The organism is Ignavibacteria bacterium (assembly GCA_017303675.1).
Taxonomy (GTDB): Bacteria; Bacteroidota; Ignavibacteria; order Tepidaquicellales; family OLB5; genus OLB5.
Map to the genome: position 1 here is coordinate 810821 of JAFLBX010000002.1, position 18204 is coordinate 829024.

The 18204-nt window shown below is 38.1% G+C and carries 15 protein-coding genes; 7 read left to right on the plus strand and 8 right to left on the minus strand.

Features of this window, described 5'->3' with window-relative positions:
* The first annotated feature begins 75 nt into the window (after nt 1-75).
* The 3 genes from J0M37_13130 (at nt 76) to J0M37_13140 (ending at nt 3959) form a co-directional block, all read left to right on the plus strand.
* Nucleotides 76-2079: a hypothetical protein gene (locus tag J0M37_13130; GenBank protein ID MBN8586027.1), complete on the plus strand. Its 2004-nt coding sequence runs from the start codon at nt 76-78 to the stop codon at nt 2077-2079.
* 21 nt (nt 2080-2100) lie between these two features.
* Nucleotides 2101-2778 carry a class I SAM-dependent methyltransferase gene (locus J0M37_13135; protein MBN8586028.1) on the plus strand — a complete coding sequence of 226 codons (678 nt, stop codon included), beginning with the start codon at nt 2101-2103 and terminating at the stop codon, nt 2776-2778.
* Nucleotides 2779-2879: 101 nt separating this feature from the next.
* Nucleotides 2880-3959, plus strand: a complete 1080-nt coding sequence (locus J0M37_13140; GenBank protein ID MBN8586029.1) for a glycosyltransferase family 9 protein — start codon at nt 2880-2882, stop codon at nt 3957-3959.
* On the opposite strand, the gene J0M37_13145 is transcribed toward J0M37_13140, so the two are convergent.
* From J0M37_13145 to J0M37_13180, 8 genes are all read right to left on the minus strand, one after another.
* Nucleotides 3924-5840: a hypothetical protein gene (locus J0M37_13145; protein MBN8586030.1), complete on the minus strand. Its 1917-nt coding sequence runs from the start codon at nt 5838-5840 to the stop codon at nt 3924-3926. The two genes, J0M37_13140 and J0M37_13145, sit on opposite strands and share 36 nt — an antisense overlap.
* Before the next feature lie 133 nt (nt 5841-5973).
* Entirely contained in the window at nt 5974-6597 is a 624-nt protein-coding gene (locus J0M37_13150) for an ABC transporter ATP-binding protein (protein ID MBN8586031.1), read from the minus strand.
* A 218-nt stretch (nt 6598-6815) separates the two neighbouring features.
* Nucleotides 6816-8042, minus strand: coding sequence for an ABC transporter permease (locus J0M37_13155; GenBank protein ID MBN8586032.1), 1227 nt, complete (start codon nt 8040-8042; stop codon nt 6816-6818).
* 21 nt (nt 8043-8063) lie between these two features.
* Entirely contained in the window at nt 8064-8885 is an 822-nt protein-coding gene (locus J0M37_13160) for a hypothetical protein (protein MBN8586033.1), read from the minus strand.
* A gap of 95 nt (nt 8886-8980) precedes the next feature.
* Entirely contained in the window at nt 8981-9844 is an 864-nt protein-coding gene (locus tag J0M37_13165; GenBank protein MBN8586034.1) for a hypothetical protein, read from the minus strand.
* 67 nt (nt 9845-9911) lie between these two features.
* Entirely contained in the window at nt 9912-10325 is a 414-nt protein-coding gene (locus J0M37_13170) for a hypothetical protein (GenBank protein ID MBN8586035.1), read from the minus strand.
* Nucleotides 10326-10402: 77 nt separating this feature from the next.
* On the minus strand, nt 10403-10999 hold the full coding sequence (locus J0M37_13175) for a thermonuclease family protein (protein MBN8586036.1): 597 nt from the start codon (nt 10997-10999) through the stop codon (nt 10403-10405).
* A complete protein-coding gene (locus J0M37_13180; GenBank protein ID MBN8586037.1) occupies nt 10983-12302 on the minus strand; it encodes a thymidine phosphorylase in 1320 nt (439 codons plus the stop codon). The genes J0M37_13175 and J0M37_13180 overlap by 17 nt, the downstream gene beginning before the upstream one ends.
* A gap of 216 nt (nt 12303-12518) precedes the next feature.
* On the opposite strand from J0M37_13180, the gene J0M37_13185 reads away from it, so the two are divergent.
* From J0M37_13185 to J0M37_13200, 4 genes are all read left to right on the plus strand, one after another.
* Nucleotides 12519-14741, plus strand: a complete 2223-nt coding sequence (locus J0M37_13185) for a T9SS type A sorting domain-containing protein (protein MBN8586038.1) — start codon at nt 12519-12521, stop codon at nt 14739-14741.
* A 215-nt stretch (nt 14742-14956) separates the two neighbouring features.
* Nucleotides 14957-15217 carry a ferrous iron transport protein A gene (locus tag J0M37_13190; GenBank protein MBN8586039.1) on the plus strand — a complete coding sequence of 87 codons (261 nt, stop codon included), beginning with the start codon at nt 14957-14959 and terminating at the stop codon, nt 15215-15217.
* 3 nt (nt 15218-15220) lie between these two features.
* Complete coding sequence (feoB, locus tag J0M37_13195) at nt 15221-17290, plus strand: ferrous iron transport protein B (protein MBN8586040.1); 2070 nt, start codon at nt 15221-15223, stop codon at nt 17288-17290.
* A gap of 495 nt (nt 17291-17785) precedes the next feature.
* Nucleotides 17786-18142, plus strand: a complete 357-nt coding sequence (locus J0M37_13200; GenBank protein ID MBN8586041.1) for a hypothetical protein — start codon at nt 17786-17788, stop codon at nt 18140-18142.
* The last annotated feature ends 62 nt before the right edge of the window (nt 18143-18204 follow it).

Consider the following 18204-nt stretch of genomic DNA (forward strand, 5'->3'; position numbering starts at 1 on the left):
TTACGGCAGCTATCATAGCAATATTATTTGCTTAAGGTGGCTGCCGTATCAGTTTAAAATTATTCAGAATTTTTATTGAGCCAGAAAAAACAAGTAAAAAAAACGGCGGTTAAAACACAGAATAAGCCTGTAGCTGCAGATGTTAAGATATACGGTTTTATCGGTGTTGGCCTGCTTGCTCTTATAGCTTATTATTACGCAAGGACATTCAATTTTATACAGGATGATTCCTTTATTACTTACCGGTATGTGAAAAACTTCACCGAAGGCAACGGGCTCGTATTCAATATCGGAGAACGTGTTGAAGGCTATACATGCTTTCTCTGGGTTATACTGCTCTCCGGAGTAAAATCACTTGGATTTAATTTTATCTCAGCATCACAGGTACTTGGGATAATCTCTTCGCTTCTGACATTACTTTTCACATATTTAATTTCGTCAAAAATATTCCCTAAAACCAAGGGTTCAGCATATAATCTGGTATTCACGCTTTCAGCATCGGCAATGCTTACCGCAAACGGTTCGTTTGCCTATTGGGCTGTCAGCGGAATGGAAACAGGATTGTTCGCTTGCCTGATAACACTGGGAATATACTTATATCTCACAGAGATAAGGGAAAATTCCGACGGCTTCCCAATTTCATCGCTGGTATTTTTATTTGCTGCGTTAACAAGACCCGAAGGAAACCTGATTTTTGCAGTTACAGTTCTGCATAAGCTTATAATTACACTCAAACAAAACCGTGCCGAAGGCATTTCCCCGATTAAAACTCTGCTGAGTAAAAATAACCTGATTTGGTTAAGTCTTTACCTTGTGCCTGCAATTATATTCATGATATGGCGGTATTCATATTACGGTTATATGCTGCCAAATACATTCTATGCAAAAACAGGTTCATCGCTTGAATACTTCGCTACAGGGTTTGATTATACTTGGACCTTCCTGAAATCATACGGATTTTACGGCTTATTTGTATTGATAGCATTTTACACCCTAACTTCAAAAGAAAAATTCTACAGCTATCTTTACCTTGTAATGATATTTGTTGTATTTACTGTTTACGTGATCTTTGTAGGCGGCGATGTATTAAGACCTAACCGTTTCTTTGTACCAATTATGCCGGTATTCTTTATCCTGGTGCAGGAAGGGCTAGCAATGCTTGTGAGCCTGTTCGATAAAAAGCGTGAAATGGCAATGGGCGCAGTTGTGGGACTGCTGATAATAGGAGGCTCGTTATATTACACATACAGCAATGAAGCCGAAACGATTAAGGGTTACGCTGAGCTTGAAAATGGACTTGTTGAAAAAATGAAGCTCACCGCAGGCTGGCTGAAAAATAAACAGACACAAAACGGCAAACCACTCACAGTAGCAGCCACAACTATAGGGGCAATTTCATATTATTCAGATGTGATTTTAATAGATATGCTTGGGCTTACAGATAAGGAAGTGGCGCACAATCCGAAGCCAATACCTGAGATTTCGAGCAAAGATGTAGGCTGGAGGGAAAGAAATTATAATGTTGAGTACATTATGAGCCGCAAGCCTGATTATATTTATTTTTCAACGGGCATAAAGCCCAGCGCTTATGCTGAGCGCGGATTATTCACAAGCAATGAGTTCATGAAATATTACTACCCGTATTATTTCACAATAAAAGAAGCAGGCTTTACTGATGTAATGTATAAGCGCAAAACTGATGATGAAGTAAAGCAGATTACGGAGCTTCCCCCGAATCCGAATTACCAAAAATCCTTTGTAAACCTGTATAACCAGGCAATGAACACTACAAAGGATAAAACCAAGCTGCAGGAAGCCATCAATCTGTACTTGCAGTCAGCTGCTGCGGGACCCGCAGGCTGGGGCACACCATATCAGATGATTGGCGACATTTATATGCAGCAGAAGAACAAGGATGAGGCATTTAAAAATTATCAGAAAGCGGTTCAGCTGGATGATTACAACGTAATGGCACATTACTATCTATACCAGCTTTACGCAGAAAAAAACGATACAGCCAATGCAATGGCTAATTTAAATAAAATAAGAAAGTACGCGCCTGAAATGCTGGGCAGATAGCAGCTAACGGACAATTAATTTATGGGACTATACAACGATATTAAGATATACTTCAAAATGATGTTCAACTACAAGCCTAAAACTTTCTGGAATGAGCTGCTGACAAACTCATTTGACCTGAAAGGCGTTGGGCATTACCGCCTTAGCAATGAAGAGAACCTTAAGATGTACGAGGAAAAGAAAACTGTGCTTATGGGTGAAATGAAAAAAGCAGGTATTGAGATCACGCCTGATATGAATATAGTTGAAATTGGAATAGGTGTTGGCTACTGGACAGATTTTTTCAGCTCTCTTGGCGCAAAGAATTATACAGGTAATGATATTGCCGAAATATCGATTATAAACCTGCAGAAAAAATACCCGCAGTATAATTTTATACACGGTGATATCAGCGAAGTAAGGCTGCCTGAAAATACTTTTGATCTTGGCGTTATGATAGACGTTACCCAGCATATTACAGATGATGAGAGATTCAAAAAGGCTATGGATAACCTGTGGCGCTCATTAAAAAGCGGCGCAAAGCTGATAATTACCATGTGGGACCCGGCAAAGAACGTTTACCTTGCAAACAAGCTTCGCCTGAACCGGATCGAAAAACCCCGCGGAATTGAATGGTATCAAAAGGTTTACGGGAATTCAGAAGTACTTACCAAGGTAGATTTTAATGATAAGTATTTTGTGATATTCAGAAAGCCTTAATACCAGTTAAAGCTTTTTCTGTTGTTTACAGGTCTGTACTAAATTATTTTCCTGATGCCCGCCTTCGCGGTCATTACAAAAACTAACTCGTAAAATCAGGTATGAAAATATTAATTAACGCGTTATCAGGTATTGGTGATGCATTAATGTTCACACCTGCGCTTGCCCTTCTGAAAAAACACTCACCCGAAAGCATTATTGATATTGCCGTTATGTTCAAACCGGTTGAAGACCTGTTTAGAAACAATCCGCATGTAAACAAAGTTTACTTTATAGATTTCCTCAAACAATCTAAATTCAAATCGTTAAAACAAACCCTTGAGCTCAGGAAGCTTAAATATGATGTATCAATAAACGTTTATCCTTCTAACCGCAGGGAATATAATCTTGTACAATACCTCCAGGGGGCGAAGGTAAAAATTGCACACAGGTATAATAATTACTCAAAGTCTAACCTGGATTTCCTGAATAATATTTTGATCGATGAGGTTAAAGACAGGCACAATGTCATAGAAAACTTTGAGCTTGTTAAGGTTGCTTTTCCGGGCATGAATGCTGAAGAAACAGGGCCGCTTGAGGTATATTTAACCCGCGATAACGCGGACTTTGCCGAACAATATTTTAACGATAACGGGCTGAATGATAAATTAACCATTGGATTTCATGCAGGCTCAGCAACTTTTAAAGGCCATATTAACAAACGCTGGTCACCGGTTAAATACGCTTCTCTAGCAAAACAGCTTGTTATGCAATATAACGCGCGAATACTGCTTTTTGGCACTGAAAAAGATGTTAACGAAATGATACAGACTCTCGGGGGTAAAAATGTAATTATCCCTGAAACTAAGAACCTGATGGAATCTCTGGCATTAATGGAAAAGTGCAGCCTGTTTGTAAGCAATGATTCAGCGTTAATGCATATGGCTGCGGGACTCGCAATACCGCAGGTAGCGGTATTTGCATATACCAATTACAAAGAGCTTTACCCCTGGCAAAACCGGCATATTATTGTGCGAACTGAGCTGGACTGCTCACCCTGTTTTTTTAATTCACCTAAACCCGTAAATTGTATTTATAAAGGTAAGGATGAATTCAAATGTATTAAACTTGTTGAAGTAAGTGATGTAATGGGAGCATGCGAAGTGTTAATCGAAGAAATTCCACGTAATGTTAAACCTTGACATTGCGTTTAAGAACCCTCCCCTATCCATGAACGGGTAAACTCCCGTGTTATAAATTATCCTGTCCAGAATATTTTCAAAAGTTAACCCAAAAGTGGCTTTGCCTATCCTGCCCATTATGTAAAAATCTAATGTTGCGTTGGCAGGGATTCTAATGCTTCTTTCCAATGAATTTAATTCGAATATAAACGGCTGGAATGTATTTGCACTACCGGAATAATATAGTGCCCTGTATTCTGACCAATAGCGGGTTCCAAGTCCGATTTTGTATTCAAGTTTATTCTTGAAGGCATTGTCTTCCCATGCTAAGTTTATCCTGCCATAATTTTCAGGACTATCCATATTATGATCATTTCTAAACGAGTATGAATGATTTAATCCAATCTTAATTTTAAACACTTTAATTTCAGAAAATAAATTTACTCCTCTGAATACAGTTGAAGGTGGATAATTAAGCAGGGTAAAATAGTAATCGTAAGTTCTCGTTTTGTAATAATAAAACTCTGTACCCACATTCATGAAATCGTTCTTGTAAACTGCTGAAGTGCTTACATGGTTATCCTTATAACTGTACTGCAGCTTAAACTGCATGTTTTCGCTTTCCGAAAATTTCAGTTTATACTCTGCTCTAGCGCCGGGAGTAATGCTAATGCTGTTAAAACCGGCAGCGTAATATTCATAATCAAATGCCTCAGAAAATCCCCTTACGAATCCGGAGAGCAACAGATCGTTATATTTTAAGGTTAGCTCCTGAATAAAATTAATATTTTTAGTATTTCTGTAAAAAGGCTCAGTCCCAAAACTAAAATTATAATTTTTAATCGTATAATTATATTCTCCTTCAGTATTAGAATACAAATTTAACGCGCGGGATAAGCTAAAATTCAATTCTTCTTTTAATTTTATTCCATAATTAATCCACTGGTAATTATTTTTTTCGTAAATACCGTTGGGATTGCTGCGATTCTCTTCATCCCTGTACATGCGGAATGAATTGCTGACAAAAACCTGAATGAGTGTTCTGGAATTCTTACCGGTTTTGAAAATTGTTCCCAGATCAACATCAAATCTTTCTTTTATATCGTATGCATCACCGTTAAACACAAATGCCTCTGTAGCATCAAAAACTTCGCCTTTATCCCCAAGGTTAACAGTATCAGGATCAATACCGCTATTAAGCCCTTTCTGGATCCTTGCATAATTTACATAAGCGAAAAAATTAAGCTTATTGTTTGGAGCAAATGTCAAATTGAACCTGCCAAGCCATTTATCAAAATCGCTGTTTGTATAATGCCCGTCATAGGAGTGTTTTGTTATGCCAAAATTAAAATTCAGCTTACGGAATAAATTCTGGTGGAAATTTCCGTCAAAGTAAAGATTTTCATACCTATCCTGGTAGTAGCTTATTTCAGTATATGGTCTGAATTGGAAGAGCTGCCGTTGAATAATATTTATTGTGTTGCTGTATCCATAAATATTATTGCTGTAGTCACCTGAAAATTCAATTTCCGCTATCTCATTCCTTGAAAACAAATTATAATCTATCGAACCATCCAGCGGATCATTAATCGGTCTGCCATGTCTAAGCAAGCCAGTTCTGGTATAAGGCTGCTGGTTGTAATTTACAGGGTTAAGCTGGCCAACATCCATGAATTTTGTATAATATCCCGGTATATAGTTAAAAATATCCTCAAGAGTTTTGGCAGGGTACCACAAAAATCTGCGGCGTGTTAGAGTATCGGGAGATGTTTTGTTTATGTACTGGTAATTATGGTCAGCCAGAATAAAATTCTGAACATACAATGTGTCTTCTTTTTTTACGGGGGCTGTTTGCGGTTTTGTTGTATCCTGTGTAAAGGTAATGATATTAATTGATATCAATAATAGAAAAAATGTTATTATATTTACTATATTTTTATTCAATTAATAGTTTATTCTGAATTTTACAGCTTTCTACAAATAAGATTCCTGCCATTCAGGAATGACAATATACAAGAAGAATTAAAAGTACTTATTAAACCTGTATCAATCCATCCACCATTTTCAGTGTGCGGTCAGTCATTTCTGCGAATTTTTCATTGTGCGTTACAATTACGAATGTCTGATTATATTTTTTGCGCAGGTCAAATATCAGGTGCATAACTTCATCGCTGTTCTTTGTGTCAAGATTTCCAGTCGGCTCATCTGCAAGTATAACCTTGGGTGAATTTATCAGTGCGCGGGCTATTGCAACTCTTTGAGCTTCGCCGCCTGATAGTTCTGACGGCTTGTGATGAAGCCTTTCACCAAGTCCTACTTCGGTTAGTATATCTTTAGCTTTTTGTTCCACCGATTTCATCGATTTACCCGATATCATCGCAGCCAGGCAAACATTTTCAATTGCGCTGAATTCCGGCAGAAGGTGGTGAAACTGAAATACAAAGCCTATACGGGTATTGCGGAACCTTGCAAGCTCATTGCTTCCCATACTGAAAACGTCTTCGCCGTCAAAAATTACTTCGCCCTTGGTTGGCTTATCAAGTGTGCCAATTATATGCAGCAATGTGCTTTTTCCGGCACCTGAAGGTCCGACAATTGTTATTACCTCGCCTTCATAAATTTCAGTATCAATACCCTTTAATACCTTCAGTGTTTCCACTTTAGATACCTGGTATTCCTTGGTTAAGCCTTTTGTTTTTATTATTACTTTTCTTGCTGTATCCAAAATTTTCCTGCAATTTTTAACGAGGCCTGAAAGACCTCGACTACATTTCTAGTTCTTTGTGATTTTAGATATTCTGATTATGTTATATACTATTTATATACACATTTTCATTGCTCACTGTACATTGTTCATTGTACATTGCACATAGCTAATTATTCCCAGCGAATAGCTTTTATAGGCTCCTGCCTTGCAGCTTTAAATGCCGGGTATAATGAGGCAGCAAATGATATCAACAAAGCGCATAAGCCCACATAAATAAAATCAGTATATCTTATATCAACAGGCAATGCGTCAATTGAATAAACCATGCTATCAAGCGGGTAGAATTTAAATTTTATCTGTGCTAAACAAACGCCAAGCCCCAAAATTGAACCTAAAACAGTGCCGTAAATACCTATTAAAATACCTTCGAACATAAAAATCTTAAGTATACCGGAGTTCTTAGTACCCATTGCCTTTAATATGCCAATATCCCGCTTCTTTTCTATAACCGTCATAGTTAATGAGCCTACAATACTGAATGAAGCAACTGCTATTATGAGTGAAAGAACTATAAAAGCGGTCCACCTTTCAACCTTCATAACTGAATAAAGGTCTTCATGAAGGTCATACCATGAATTGATCCTGTAGCCATTTCCTAATACTGCTCTGAGTTTCTGCTTTGTTTCCTCAGAATTATCAATATCACTTATCCTCAGCTCAACACCGTTAACTGCATTTTTAAGGTCATACAGGCTTTGTGATTTGGGTATTGAAATAAATGAATAAAGCTTATCGTAATCACGGTTATTTGCGTCAAATATCCCGCGGACTATGAACTTCTGTGTCCTGGGAGTTATTATCTGTGTTAAAGCTTTTTCCATTCCAACTGTGCTCATAACTGTGATAGTATCCAGCACTCTTGCTTCAAGCTTGGCAGCTAGGCTGTTGCCCAGCACTATGCCGCCGAATTCATCATTATCACGGAATTCAAAAGTACCAAGGTTCACTTTATCCTTTACATCAGAGAGTCCCGATATTTTTTTATCATCAACGCCTTTTACAAAGGCAACTATGTTATTTTTTTTAGTTGAAATAACCCCTTTGTTCATTGTATAAGGAGCAATTTCAGTAGGATTTGATTCCACTGAAATTTTACTTATCAGCGAAGCATAGTCAGTAACCGTGGAGCCTGTATCCGCTTCCACCCTGATATGCGGATCAAAACCTGTGAGAGTATCAAGCTGGAATTTATTGAATCCGTTGAACACTGAAAGCATAACAATTAAAGCAGTAACGCCAACAGATAGCCCTATTACGGAAATTAAAGTAATTACAGTAATAAACTGAACTTTTCGTTTTGAAAGCAGGTATCTTCCGGCAATGAATCTTTCAAACATTATTTTTTAAACAGCTCCGTTTTATTCATCAAAAACTAAAATTGGCTCTCTGTAAAGCCTTACTTTTTTTGAATCTATTTTATGCTGAATATGTTTCTGCAGTTCTTCGTTGCGTTTATCAATATTTTCATCCGTATTAAGAGCATCAATAAGTATCTTAATATGAAGTACCCTGTTAGGTATCAGGTGCCTTGAAATACCCGCCGGCAGCTTTTGATCAAATCCAGCTATTTTTATAATATCCTCTTTTTTCAAACACGGAAACACGAACAAAAGCCCTTCATCAGGCGAAAGTGTTTTTACATCAGAAATATCCGTATCACTGTCTATCCTGGTGTAGCTGTACTTTTCATCGTAATACCTGTTTAGTGCCGCAAGCTGAGATAACATGGTTTTCAGGTCATTATCAAGCGTAACTGAAACAGCTTCTCCTTCTGAAGAGTAAACAAGTAAATCACATGCTGAAGCAGTATTTTTTGTTCTTTGGATTTTTTTCAGCTTAAGCCCTGCTGATGATGCGAACTCTGTGAGTTCTGCCATAGTCATAAAGCTGACATAGTGATACCAGGTTTTAAGTACAACTTCTTCTGAAGCATAATCTACAAGCTGTGCCAATATTGCTTTGCAGCCCAGCTGCTTTAAAGCTTCAAACCTGTTTGCTCCATCTATCAGTATATGGCTCTCATTATATTTAGCAACAATTAACGGATTATAAAGAACGTGCTCATCTTTAAAACGGTCAACTAGCCTGCTGCTTCTGTTACCTTCGCATTCTTCATGTAATGCAACAGCTTTTGAAGGCAGAAGTTTAAGTTCAAACTTTTCCCCGGCGAGGATGGACATAATTTAATTTTTGGTCAAAATTTTAAAGGCAATATAACAATCATAATAATTGATTTCTGTATAAAGATTAATCCTATAGTTATTGGCTTAAATCACTAAAAAGTATAACCTAAGCCCCCTGAAATGCCCCAGGTTCCGGCCTCTTCAAGTCCGTATGAACTGCCAATTGAAAATCCAATTCTCTTGGAAAGTACAAATCCCAGCCCGCTGTATATGCTATGAGAATTATAGTTAAGCCGTGTGTTTCTGGTAAATGAATATCCGGCGTAGCAAGAAACATTTTTCGATATATCAACTGATGGACCTCCTGAAATTACAATTTCAGGTTCAATTGAATAATTGTATGAATTCTTGGCGCTGTCTATCTGATTCTGAATAACTGCAGGATATTTTTTTGTATTAGGAAAGTCACGCCTTTGCAGCAAATTCAGCTCAAAGCTCAGGTCATACCCGAATCTGCCGTTAACATACCCCTGTGCAATCCCGAAATAAAAATCTGCTTTACCTGTGCCAAGCTCTTTTGACTGGCTTGCAGTTGGAAGCTTAACGATACCCTGTATACCGTGAATTAAATAATCCGTTTCAAGAAAGGAATATTTAATTCCAAGGTATGAGTCACCAAAGCCGCTGACCTTATTTCCCTGGAAATTGTAGCTTTCAGTAAACGGGGAAAGTCCCCCTGAGAGCTCTAAATTATCAGTAATTCCATAACTAACAGAAACCGGAATATCAATAACTTCATCTCCGTAAGAAATTCCAATTGAAAGATTAGTTTTACCTTTTTCAGTTGTAAACGCGTCAACACCGTAACCGGGCCTGTTGGCATTCAACAGGTATGAATATGCAGTCTGGCCAAGTATATCAAGCAAACGGTTCCCGCGCACGCGCTGTGCGGAAGTATCGCTGCTAAAGAGCAAAAGTAAAAACAAAACCGGCAAAGCTCCGCAGTATTTTTTCATTTCAGTATTTTTAACAAAAAACGGGCATAAAGTTATGCCCGTTTAAAAGATGTACTATTATAAAATTTTATTTACTTACTATTTCAACTTCATTTGTTGCAATCACGGTACCGTCTTTCTTTAAGCAGCTGACCTTATATTTTCCGGGCTCTTTAAATTCTACATCATCAAAGTGAATATAATCCCAGCTTGATTGTACTGTGAACGGAAATGTTTCTACAGCCTTTCCTGAAGCAACATCTGTAACATTGATATCAACAGAAGTAACACCAATCGGTTTTTTAAGCTTAAGCATCACTGTAATTGTGCCGGTAGTGAACTTTGTGCCTTCACCGATCTCTTTAGTAGTATATTTTTCACAGAAATAAAGCCTGTCACCGCCTGTCAGATCCTGCAGCTTAGAGCATGATACAACTACTAAAAATAAGACAGCTAAAGAAGCGAAAAGTTTAATCCTGTTAAAATTGATCCTGTTATTCATTTTGTCTCCTTAATTATTTTCCCCTTTATGGAATTTTATAATGTAAAAATAACGAAATATCTGAAAATAAGAAACATTCATTTATCACGTGAATCAAGATATTTAAGCCCTTCAATATCTCCCCATAAACCTCTTTTATTTTCCCTGGCTTCCTTTTCTGCTTTTATGAACTCACTTTGTTTAGAAACATTGAACTTCCTGTATGCATTGGCATAGCCATCTTCCACTATCTTCAGGTTTACAAATGTTCCGTCTTCAAGATATACATATCTCAGCAGTCTGCCGTATTTATCCTTATCATCGCCTTTGCTATCCGGTACAAGTATTACTTTTTTGCCCCCTATAAGCCTGGTTGTATAATCAGATGAAAGCTGCCCAAGCTTCCTGATGGTTTCTTTATCTCTGCCTGTTCTTTCTGAATCCCTTTCAAATTTATCGGAATCCCATTTTTCAGGAGTATCAATACCCAGCATTCTTACTTTTTCTGACTTTCCGTCAATATCAGCTTCAAAAGTATCTCCGTCAAAGATCTTTTTCACTGTGTAAGAACGTTTATCCTTAAGGTCCTTTTGATCCAGTTTTGGAATAATATATTTCCAACCGAAATAAATCAACAAAACCAGAACTGCAGCGGTAGTAACGGTTTTAAATGCAATTTTAACTAATGACTTCAATAATCCTTCCTTTTTCAGCAGGCTTCTCAGCGGAGATCTTAACTGCATTTATAAGCATCTCTATAGTGCTTTGCACCTGTTGTTTAGTTTCTCCAAAGATCCGGCATACAATATCATCTTTGTTAACACTATAACCGATTTTTTTCTCAAGAAGTATTGCTGATGAATAATCTATCTTATCTTCAACGGTCTTTCTGCCGCATCCAAGGTTCACAGCCGCTAAACCGAAAGTCAGGGCATCCAACCCGGCGATGTATCCGTTCTCACTTGCTGTGACCTCATCAGAAAATAATGCTTTGGGGTATTTTTCAAGATCGTTAATTACAGAAAGATCACCATTTTGCATTTTTACAAGCTGCTTGAATCTTTCAAAGCACTCACCATTGTTTAACTTACCCTCAGCCATTGCAATACCTTCTTCTATATCTTTGCATTTGCCTGCAATCATTAACATTGCTCCTGCAAGATATAACGTTACATCGTAAAGATCTTTGGAGAGCGGTGATGTTTTTCTTGCAGGATCCATTATCTCAATACATTCCATTATTTCCGCCCAGTTACCTATTGCATAACCTAAAGGAGAGCTCATATCCGTTAGTACAGCAATTGCACTCTGTCCAAAATCTTTTGAAGTTTTCAGTAGCTTGGAAGCAAGCTCTTTTGATTTTTCATACGTTGGCAGGGTTGAGCCGTTGCCAACTTTAACATCATAAACTATACCTTCAGAACCTTCTGCAATTTTTTTGCTAGTTATGCTTGCTGTTATGAGTCCCACATTTTCAACTGTAGCTGTAACATCACGCAGTGCGTAGATCTTTTTATCGGCGGGAGTTAATGTTTCGGTTTGCCCTATCATAGAAACATTCAGCTTTTCCAGGTTCTTAACAAACTCCGGTATGCTTAAATGAACGTTAAACCCGGGTATTGATTCAAGCTTATCAAGCGTTCCGCCTGTGTGACCCAATCCCCTGCCTGACATCATTGGCACGATAACATCAAAACATGCTACCAGCGGAGCCAATATTATGGAAGTTTTATCCCCAACTCCGCCTGTTGAATGTTTATCTACCTTAGGTTTTTTGATATGTGACAGATCAACCCTTTCACCTGAATTAATAAAAGCTTTTACAAAGCCAAGGGTCTCATCATCATTTAAACCCCTGAAATATATAGCCATTAGCAACGCTGATTTCTGATAATCGGGTATCTTACCTTTAACGTAATGAGAGATAAAATAATTTATCTCTTCGGGAGTTAAAGAATCACCATTTCGCTTCTTTTTTATGATTTCTACAGGATTCATACAACAAATATATGGTTTTAAGTCATCATTTATTTGCCATAAAATTGGTAGTATTAGGGTAACTAACCCCAAATGATCGTTAGTTTAAAATCATATATTGAAAAACATTGCATTTAATGTTATCTTACAGTCAATTCTTCAGATAAATTGAACGGTAAAGGAGGATTACTGTTCAGTTTCTATCAACTTTTAATTCATAATTTAAAAAAAATTAACATGAAAATTTTCTTTTCTGTTTTACTGTTTTTTTCTGTTTTAACTACCTCAATTTTTTCAAATAATACAATGTGGCAGGATGTTCAGCCCGGTTCATTTATAGTTAAAGGACAGGTTTACCTTGCTCCAATAGCTTACAGGACTGTTAAGCTGAATAAAGCTGAGCTTTTCAGAGTTTTAAGCACTGCACCTCTTGAAGTTAATGTTAAGGTAAAAAATTCAGCAACTATTATTTCTTTGCCGATGCCAAACGGTACATTCGCAAAGTTCAGATTCGTTGAATCTCCGGTTATGGAAGCAGAGCTTCAGGCCCAGCATCCTGAAATGAGAACTTATCTTGGACAGGGTATTGATGACCCGTATGCAACGATCAGGTTTGATAACACTCCAATGGGTTTTCATGCTATGATACTTTCTCCAAACGGATCTGTTTTTATCGATCCTTTCAGCATGAATGAAACTGATTATTACATTTCTTACTACAGGGATGATTTCAGGCCGGTAGTTCAGCAGAACTTTGTTTGCTTAACTGAAAGCAGCCATGAAAGCCCTGTCTACAATAATGTATTGACCAGAACCGGCGAGCAGCTTAGAACTTACAGGCTTGCTGTAGCTTGCACAGGTGAATTTACAACTTTACTTGGAGGACAGGCAAATGCTTTAAATAATGTTGTAACAACCACTAACAGAATTACCGGTGTTTATGAAACTGATATGGCAGTAAGACTGGTAATTATTGCAAATAACATGAGCATCATATATACAAACGGCGGTACTGACCCCTATACTAATAACAGCGGCGGTGCATTACTCGGGGAAAACCAGACTAACCTGGATAATGTTATTGGTAACGCTAATTATGATATCGGGCATGTTTTCAGTACAGGCAGTTTTGGCGGTATTGCAGGACTCGGTGTAGTTTGTGTTACAGGAAACAAAGGCCGCGGAGCAACCGGCTCAACAAATCCGGTTGGAGATCCCTGGTCAATTGATTATGTTGCTCACGAAATGGGACACCAGTTCAGCGGCAACCATACACAGAATAACCTGAGCTGTAATGCAAATCCACCCACTGCATGGGAACCCGGAAGCGGTATTACAATTATGGGTTATGCAGGAGTCTGCGCTCCTAATTTAGCGAACAACAGTATTCCATATTTACACGGCGGCAACCTTTTTGTAGAAATGCTTCCTTTCACACAATTTGGAGCAGGCAGTAACTGCCCTGTTGTTACCAATACCGGAAATAATCCGCCTGTTCTTACTCTGCCTTCTGTTGGAGGATATGTAATACCTATTTCAACTCCATTCAGCTTAACAGGCTCTGCAACTGATCCTGATAATGATCCTTTAACATACTCATGGGAGCAGACAAATATCGGACCGCAGGGAAATCCAAATGCTCCAACCGGCAATGCGCCTATTTTCAGGCCATTTTCACCGGTTACAAACGGTACAAGGGTTTTCCCCAAGCTTTCTGATATTATCAATAATACACAGACCCTGGGCGAGCGTCTGCCTACATATGACAGGCTTCTTAAGTTCAGGCTGACAGTAAGAGATAACCGTGCCGGCGGCGGCGGTATTGCTTCAGATGAAGTTGTATTCCAGGCTACTGCAAGCGCAGGACCGTTCCTTGTTACATTTCCTAATACCAATGTTACTATTGGCGGCGCGCAGACTGTTACATGGGATGTTGCAAATACTAACACAGCACCTGTGAACTGCGCAAACGTGAAGATATCACTTTCTACTGATGGCGGTAATACATTCCCTACTGTTCTTTCAGCTAGCACTCCAAATGACGGAAGTGAATCAGTTACCCTGCCTGCAATTGAAAATTCACAGGCAAGAATAAAGATCGAAGCTCTTGATAATATCTTCTTTGATATGTCAAATGCTAACTTTACTATTACCGCTTCAATTGGTATAAATAACAATCAGAACGGTACCCCGGTAAAATTTGAGCTTGCTCAGAATTTCCCTAACCCGTTCAATCCTGTTACAATATTAACTTACGCTCTGCCTAAAAAATCCGCAGTCACACTTAAAATATATGACGCTCTTGGCAGAGAAACAGCTACCCTGGTAAATAATGAAATTAAAACAGAAGGTTACTACAACGTTGAATTCGACGCAACAAACCTTCCAAGCGGTATCTATTATTACAGGATAGAAGCAGGTGAATTCACAGATTCAAAGAAAATGATACTTATTAAATAATCACATTTTATTTTATTTATTAAAACCCCGGTTTATAGCCGGGGTTTTTTATTAATCAGAATGATTCACATGATCACCGAAAATTAATAAACAGATAAAACAATTCTTTAGTACTTTCGGGGCTCAATAGATTTTGCTATATTGCAAGTTATTTGCATTGAATTTGTGCTAAATATTGGACATATTTAGTCTTATATCATTTTAATTTATAGCAATTGACTGAAAATACCGGAATAATCAATAATATTTCTGTAGCCGATATGAAAATTGGTGAAACTGCCAGCATAACTTCTGTCGGGGATGACTGCATCGATATACACTGCCATTGCTTAAGGCTGATGGAGCTTGGCTTCACACCGGGGCAGGAAGTCACAATTATTGCCAGATCACCTTTTAAAGATCCTATAGCTGTATCCGTACGCGGAACGATAATTGCTTTAAGAAAAAGTGAAGCTGAATGTATTAAGATAAACTGATAAATGGCTTTAAACATCACTGAAAAAGACTGTCACACAGATACCCTTAATAATTTAACCAAAGAAAATAATTTACCGGTAATTGCACTCATTGGCATGCCTAACTCAGGCAAAACAACTTTATTTAACGCGCTTACCGGATCAAACTTCAAAACATCCAATTATCCCGGGGCAACTGTTGAGTATTCACTTGGAAAGCTTACCGGCAAATTCCGGTTTAACTCATACGTTATGGATTCACCGGGAATTATCAGCTTAAATCCAAGCTCTCCTGATGAAGAAGTAACAATTGACGGATTATTCAACCACCCTAAATTCGGAATGCCCGATGTGGTTATTGTAAGCTGTGATGCTACCCAGCTTTCAAGGCAGCTTTTCCTGGTAAAACAGGTTATTGATACGGGCTTTAAAACTATTGTGGCATTAACTATGAATGACCTTCTTGAAAAAAAGGAGCTTGTAGTTTCTGCCGAAAAGCTTTCACTGCTTCTTGATACACCCGTTATTAAAGTTAACAGTAAATCACGGGCGGGACTTGATATACTTATAAATAAAGCCGAAGCACTTTATAAAGATAATTCTGTTTTAGACTATAAATCGAATATACATAAGCTTGCCTTACCCACTGAAGAGGATGTTGCAAGGCTTTATGACTACACTGAAGCAGCAGAGAGAAAAGTAATTGAACATATTTCTAATAAGCCGGATCTCGATGAAATAAATAAAAAAAGCTTTCATTCACTTTCAAGAACCCCTGATAAAAATTCACTTAAGCTTGATAAAGTTTTTCTGCACCCGCTTTGGGGGATAATTATTTTCATTATCTCAATGGGAATAATATTCACGTCAATCTTCTGGATTGCTCAGCCTTTAATGGATCTCATCGATGCTGGTTTCAGCAATTTATCCGGTTTGGTTTCTGAGGCACTCCCGCCGGATGCATGGTACAGCAGCCTTATAACCAACGGCTTAATCAACGGTTTTGGCTCGGTTATGATATTCGTTCCGCAGATCGTTATACTTTTCATTTTACTCGGGCTGCTTGAAGATACAGGGTACCTTGCAAGGGCTGCAATGCTGATAGATAAACCGCTCAGTAAATTCGGGCTTAACGGCAGGTCATTTATTCCAATGCTCTCAGGCTACGCCTGCGCGATTCCCGCAATGATGGCGGCAAGGACAATTTCTAACAGGCGTGAACGGTTCCTGACAATCATGATAATTCCGCTTATGAGCTGCAGCGCGCGGCTTCCTGTTTATGCTATGCTGCTCGCCTTTGTTGTTCCGCCTGATAAGCCGTGGATAGGCGGTATCGGGCTTGGAGCATTGTATCTTTTCAGCCTAATATCAGGGGCAGTAACTGCCGGAATAATAAGCAAATTCAAAAAGACCGAAGAGAAATCAACATTTATGCTTGAGCTTCCCCCCTACAGGCTTCCTGTATTCAGGCATATTTTCAAGAATACATATTATAAAGCTCTCGTATATGTAAAACAGGCAGGTCCGATAATAATTTTATTTTCACTCATCCTTTGGGCTTTAACATATTTCCCGAATGTAAACCCGGAACTGCCTGAAGTCAGAACCGCAGGTTTGACCGAAGAGCAGGTATCTCACATAGTGGATTCCGAACGTCTGAATACATCATATGCAGCTACCATTGGCAAATATGTTTTTGAACCGATCTTAAAACCGCTCGGGTGGGATTGGAGAATAGGGGTTTCGCTGATTTCAGCATTTGCAGCCCGTGAGATATTTGTAAGCGCAATGGCTATTACGTTTAATATAACCGAAAGCGAAGATGATGAAGAGAACTTCCAGCAGTCAATTTTGAGCTCAATGCGCGAAGCGCGTTCACCTGACGGCACAAAGCCGCTTTTCACAACTGCTTCTACAATTGCACTTATTATTTATTTTATGTTCGCAATGCAGTGCCTTTCAACAGTTGCTGTTGCGAGGAAAGAAACCGGCTCATGGAAAATCCCTTTATTACAAATAGGATTATATACTGTCATGGCTTATGTGCTGGCGTTTATTACATACCGCGGTTTAAATCTGCTGGGTGTGCAGTAGTGACAACTCCCCTCACATCCAACTAATTCACTACAAATTTCTAAAATAAACCACTGAAGTGGTTATTATATAATTTTTATATCATTTTTACCCACGACTGAAGTCGTGGGCTATTTTTCATTTTAATTCAAAAAGCGGATTAATCAATCTAAGCTGCTATAAAAAAAAGTGTTTTGCTTTTATTCCACGACTGAAGTCGTGGGCTGTTATTCATTTTAATTCAAAGTTCGAATTAACCGGTTTTGAAATTCAAGGGATAATTGCAGCAATCCTTATCGGAATCAATTTATTCAATCAAATCTTTTGGGATCCACTACCGAAGTTGTTGTTAAACATTGTTTCGTATGTTAGCCCACGACTTCAGTCGTGGGACATTATTCAATATATCACACTAACCGATTCATCGGTTTATATGTTTTAATAAAAATCCCTTGGAATATGATTTTATATTGAGTAAATGTTGCTTAAATTTGTGCAGTGAAAGGATCATATATCATGAAAAACATAACTATACTTTTTTCAATTATAGCAATAATTTCTGTTTTATATATCGGGCTCTCAGCAATAAACGCTGATGCCGGCAAAGCAAATTGCGAAGCATATATTTATGTATCGAACAATTCTTTATTCGAAATTACATTAACAATTGACGGATTTCCTTCAGGTAATTTGCTTGTAGGCAAAAGCAAAACCTACACCATTAATCTGCAAAATGACCAGGGTAAAAGGATCAAGGTGAAAGCTGAATACCAGGACCCTGACTACATTGACCCCAAAGCGATCACATATGTAACAAAACAAAAAGTTGAGTGCGGGGGAAGTGATTCCGTATTTGTAGCTTTTTCAAAATAAAAGTTTAGCGCAGCAAAAATATAAGCCCGGCATCAATTGCCGGGCTTTTTTATATACAAACT

Bases quoted from the DNA above. Each gene is read 5' to 3' on its own strand.
- J0M37_13135 (MBN8586028.1), top strand. From the start codon at position 2,101: ATGGGACTATACAACGATATTAAGATATACTTCAAAATGATGTTCAAC.
- J0M37_13170 (MBN8586035.1), bottom strand. From the start codon at position 10,325: ATGAATAACAGGATCAATTTTAACAGGATTAAACTTTTCGCTTCTTTA.
- J0M37_13140 (MBN8586029.1), top strand. From the start codon at position 2,880: ATGAAAATATTAATTAACGCGTTATCAGGTATTGGTGATGCATTAATG.
- J0M37_13185 (MBN8586038.1), top strand. From the start codon at position 12,519: ATGAAAATTTTCTTTTCTGTTTTACTGTTTTTTTCTGTTTTAACTACC.
- J0M37_13200 (MBN8586041.1), top strand. From the start codon at position 17,786: ATGAAAAACATAACTATACTTTTTTCAATTATAGCAATAATTTCTGTT.
- feoB (MBN8586040.1), top strand. From the start codon at position 15,221: ATGGCTTTAAACATCACTGAAAAAGACTGTCACACAGATACCCTTAAT.
- J0M37_13165 (MBN8586034.1), bottom strand. From the start codon at position 9,844: ATGAAAAAATACTGCGGAGCTTTGCCGGTTTTGTTTTTACTTTTGCTC.
- J0M37_13155 (MBN8586032.1), bottom strand. From the start codon at position 8,042: ATGTTTGAAAGATTCATTGCCGGAAGATACCTGCTTTCAAAACGAAAA.
- J0M37_13180 (MBN8586037.1), bottom strand. From the start codon at position 12,302: ATGAATCCTGTAGAAATCATAAAAAAGAAGCGAAATGGTGATTCTTTA.
- J0M37_13160 (MBN8586033.1), bottom strand. From the start codon at position 8,885: ATGTCCATCCTCGCCGGGGAAAAGTTTGAACTTAAACTTCTGCCTTCA.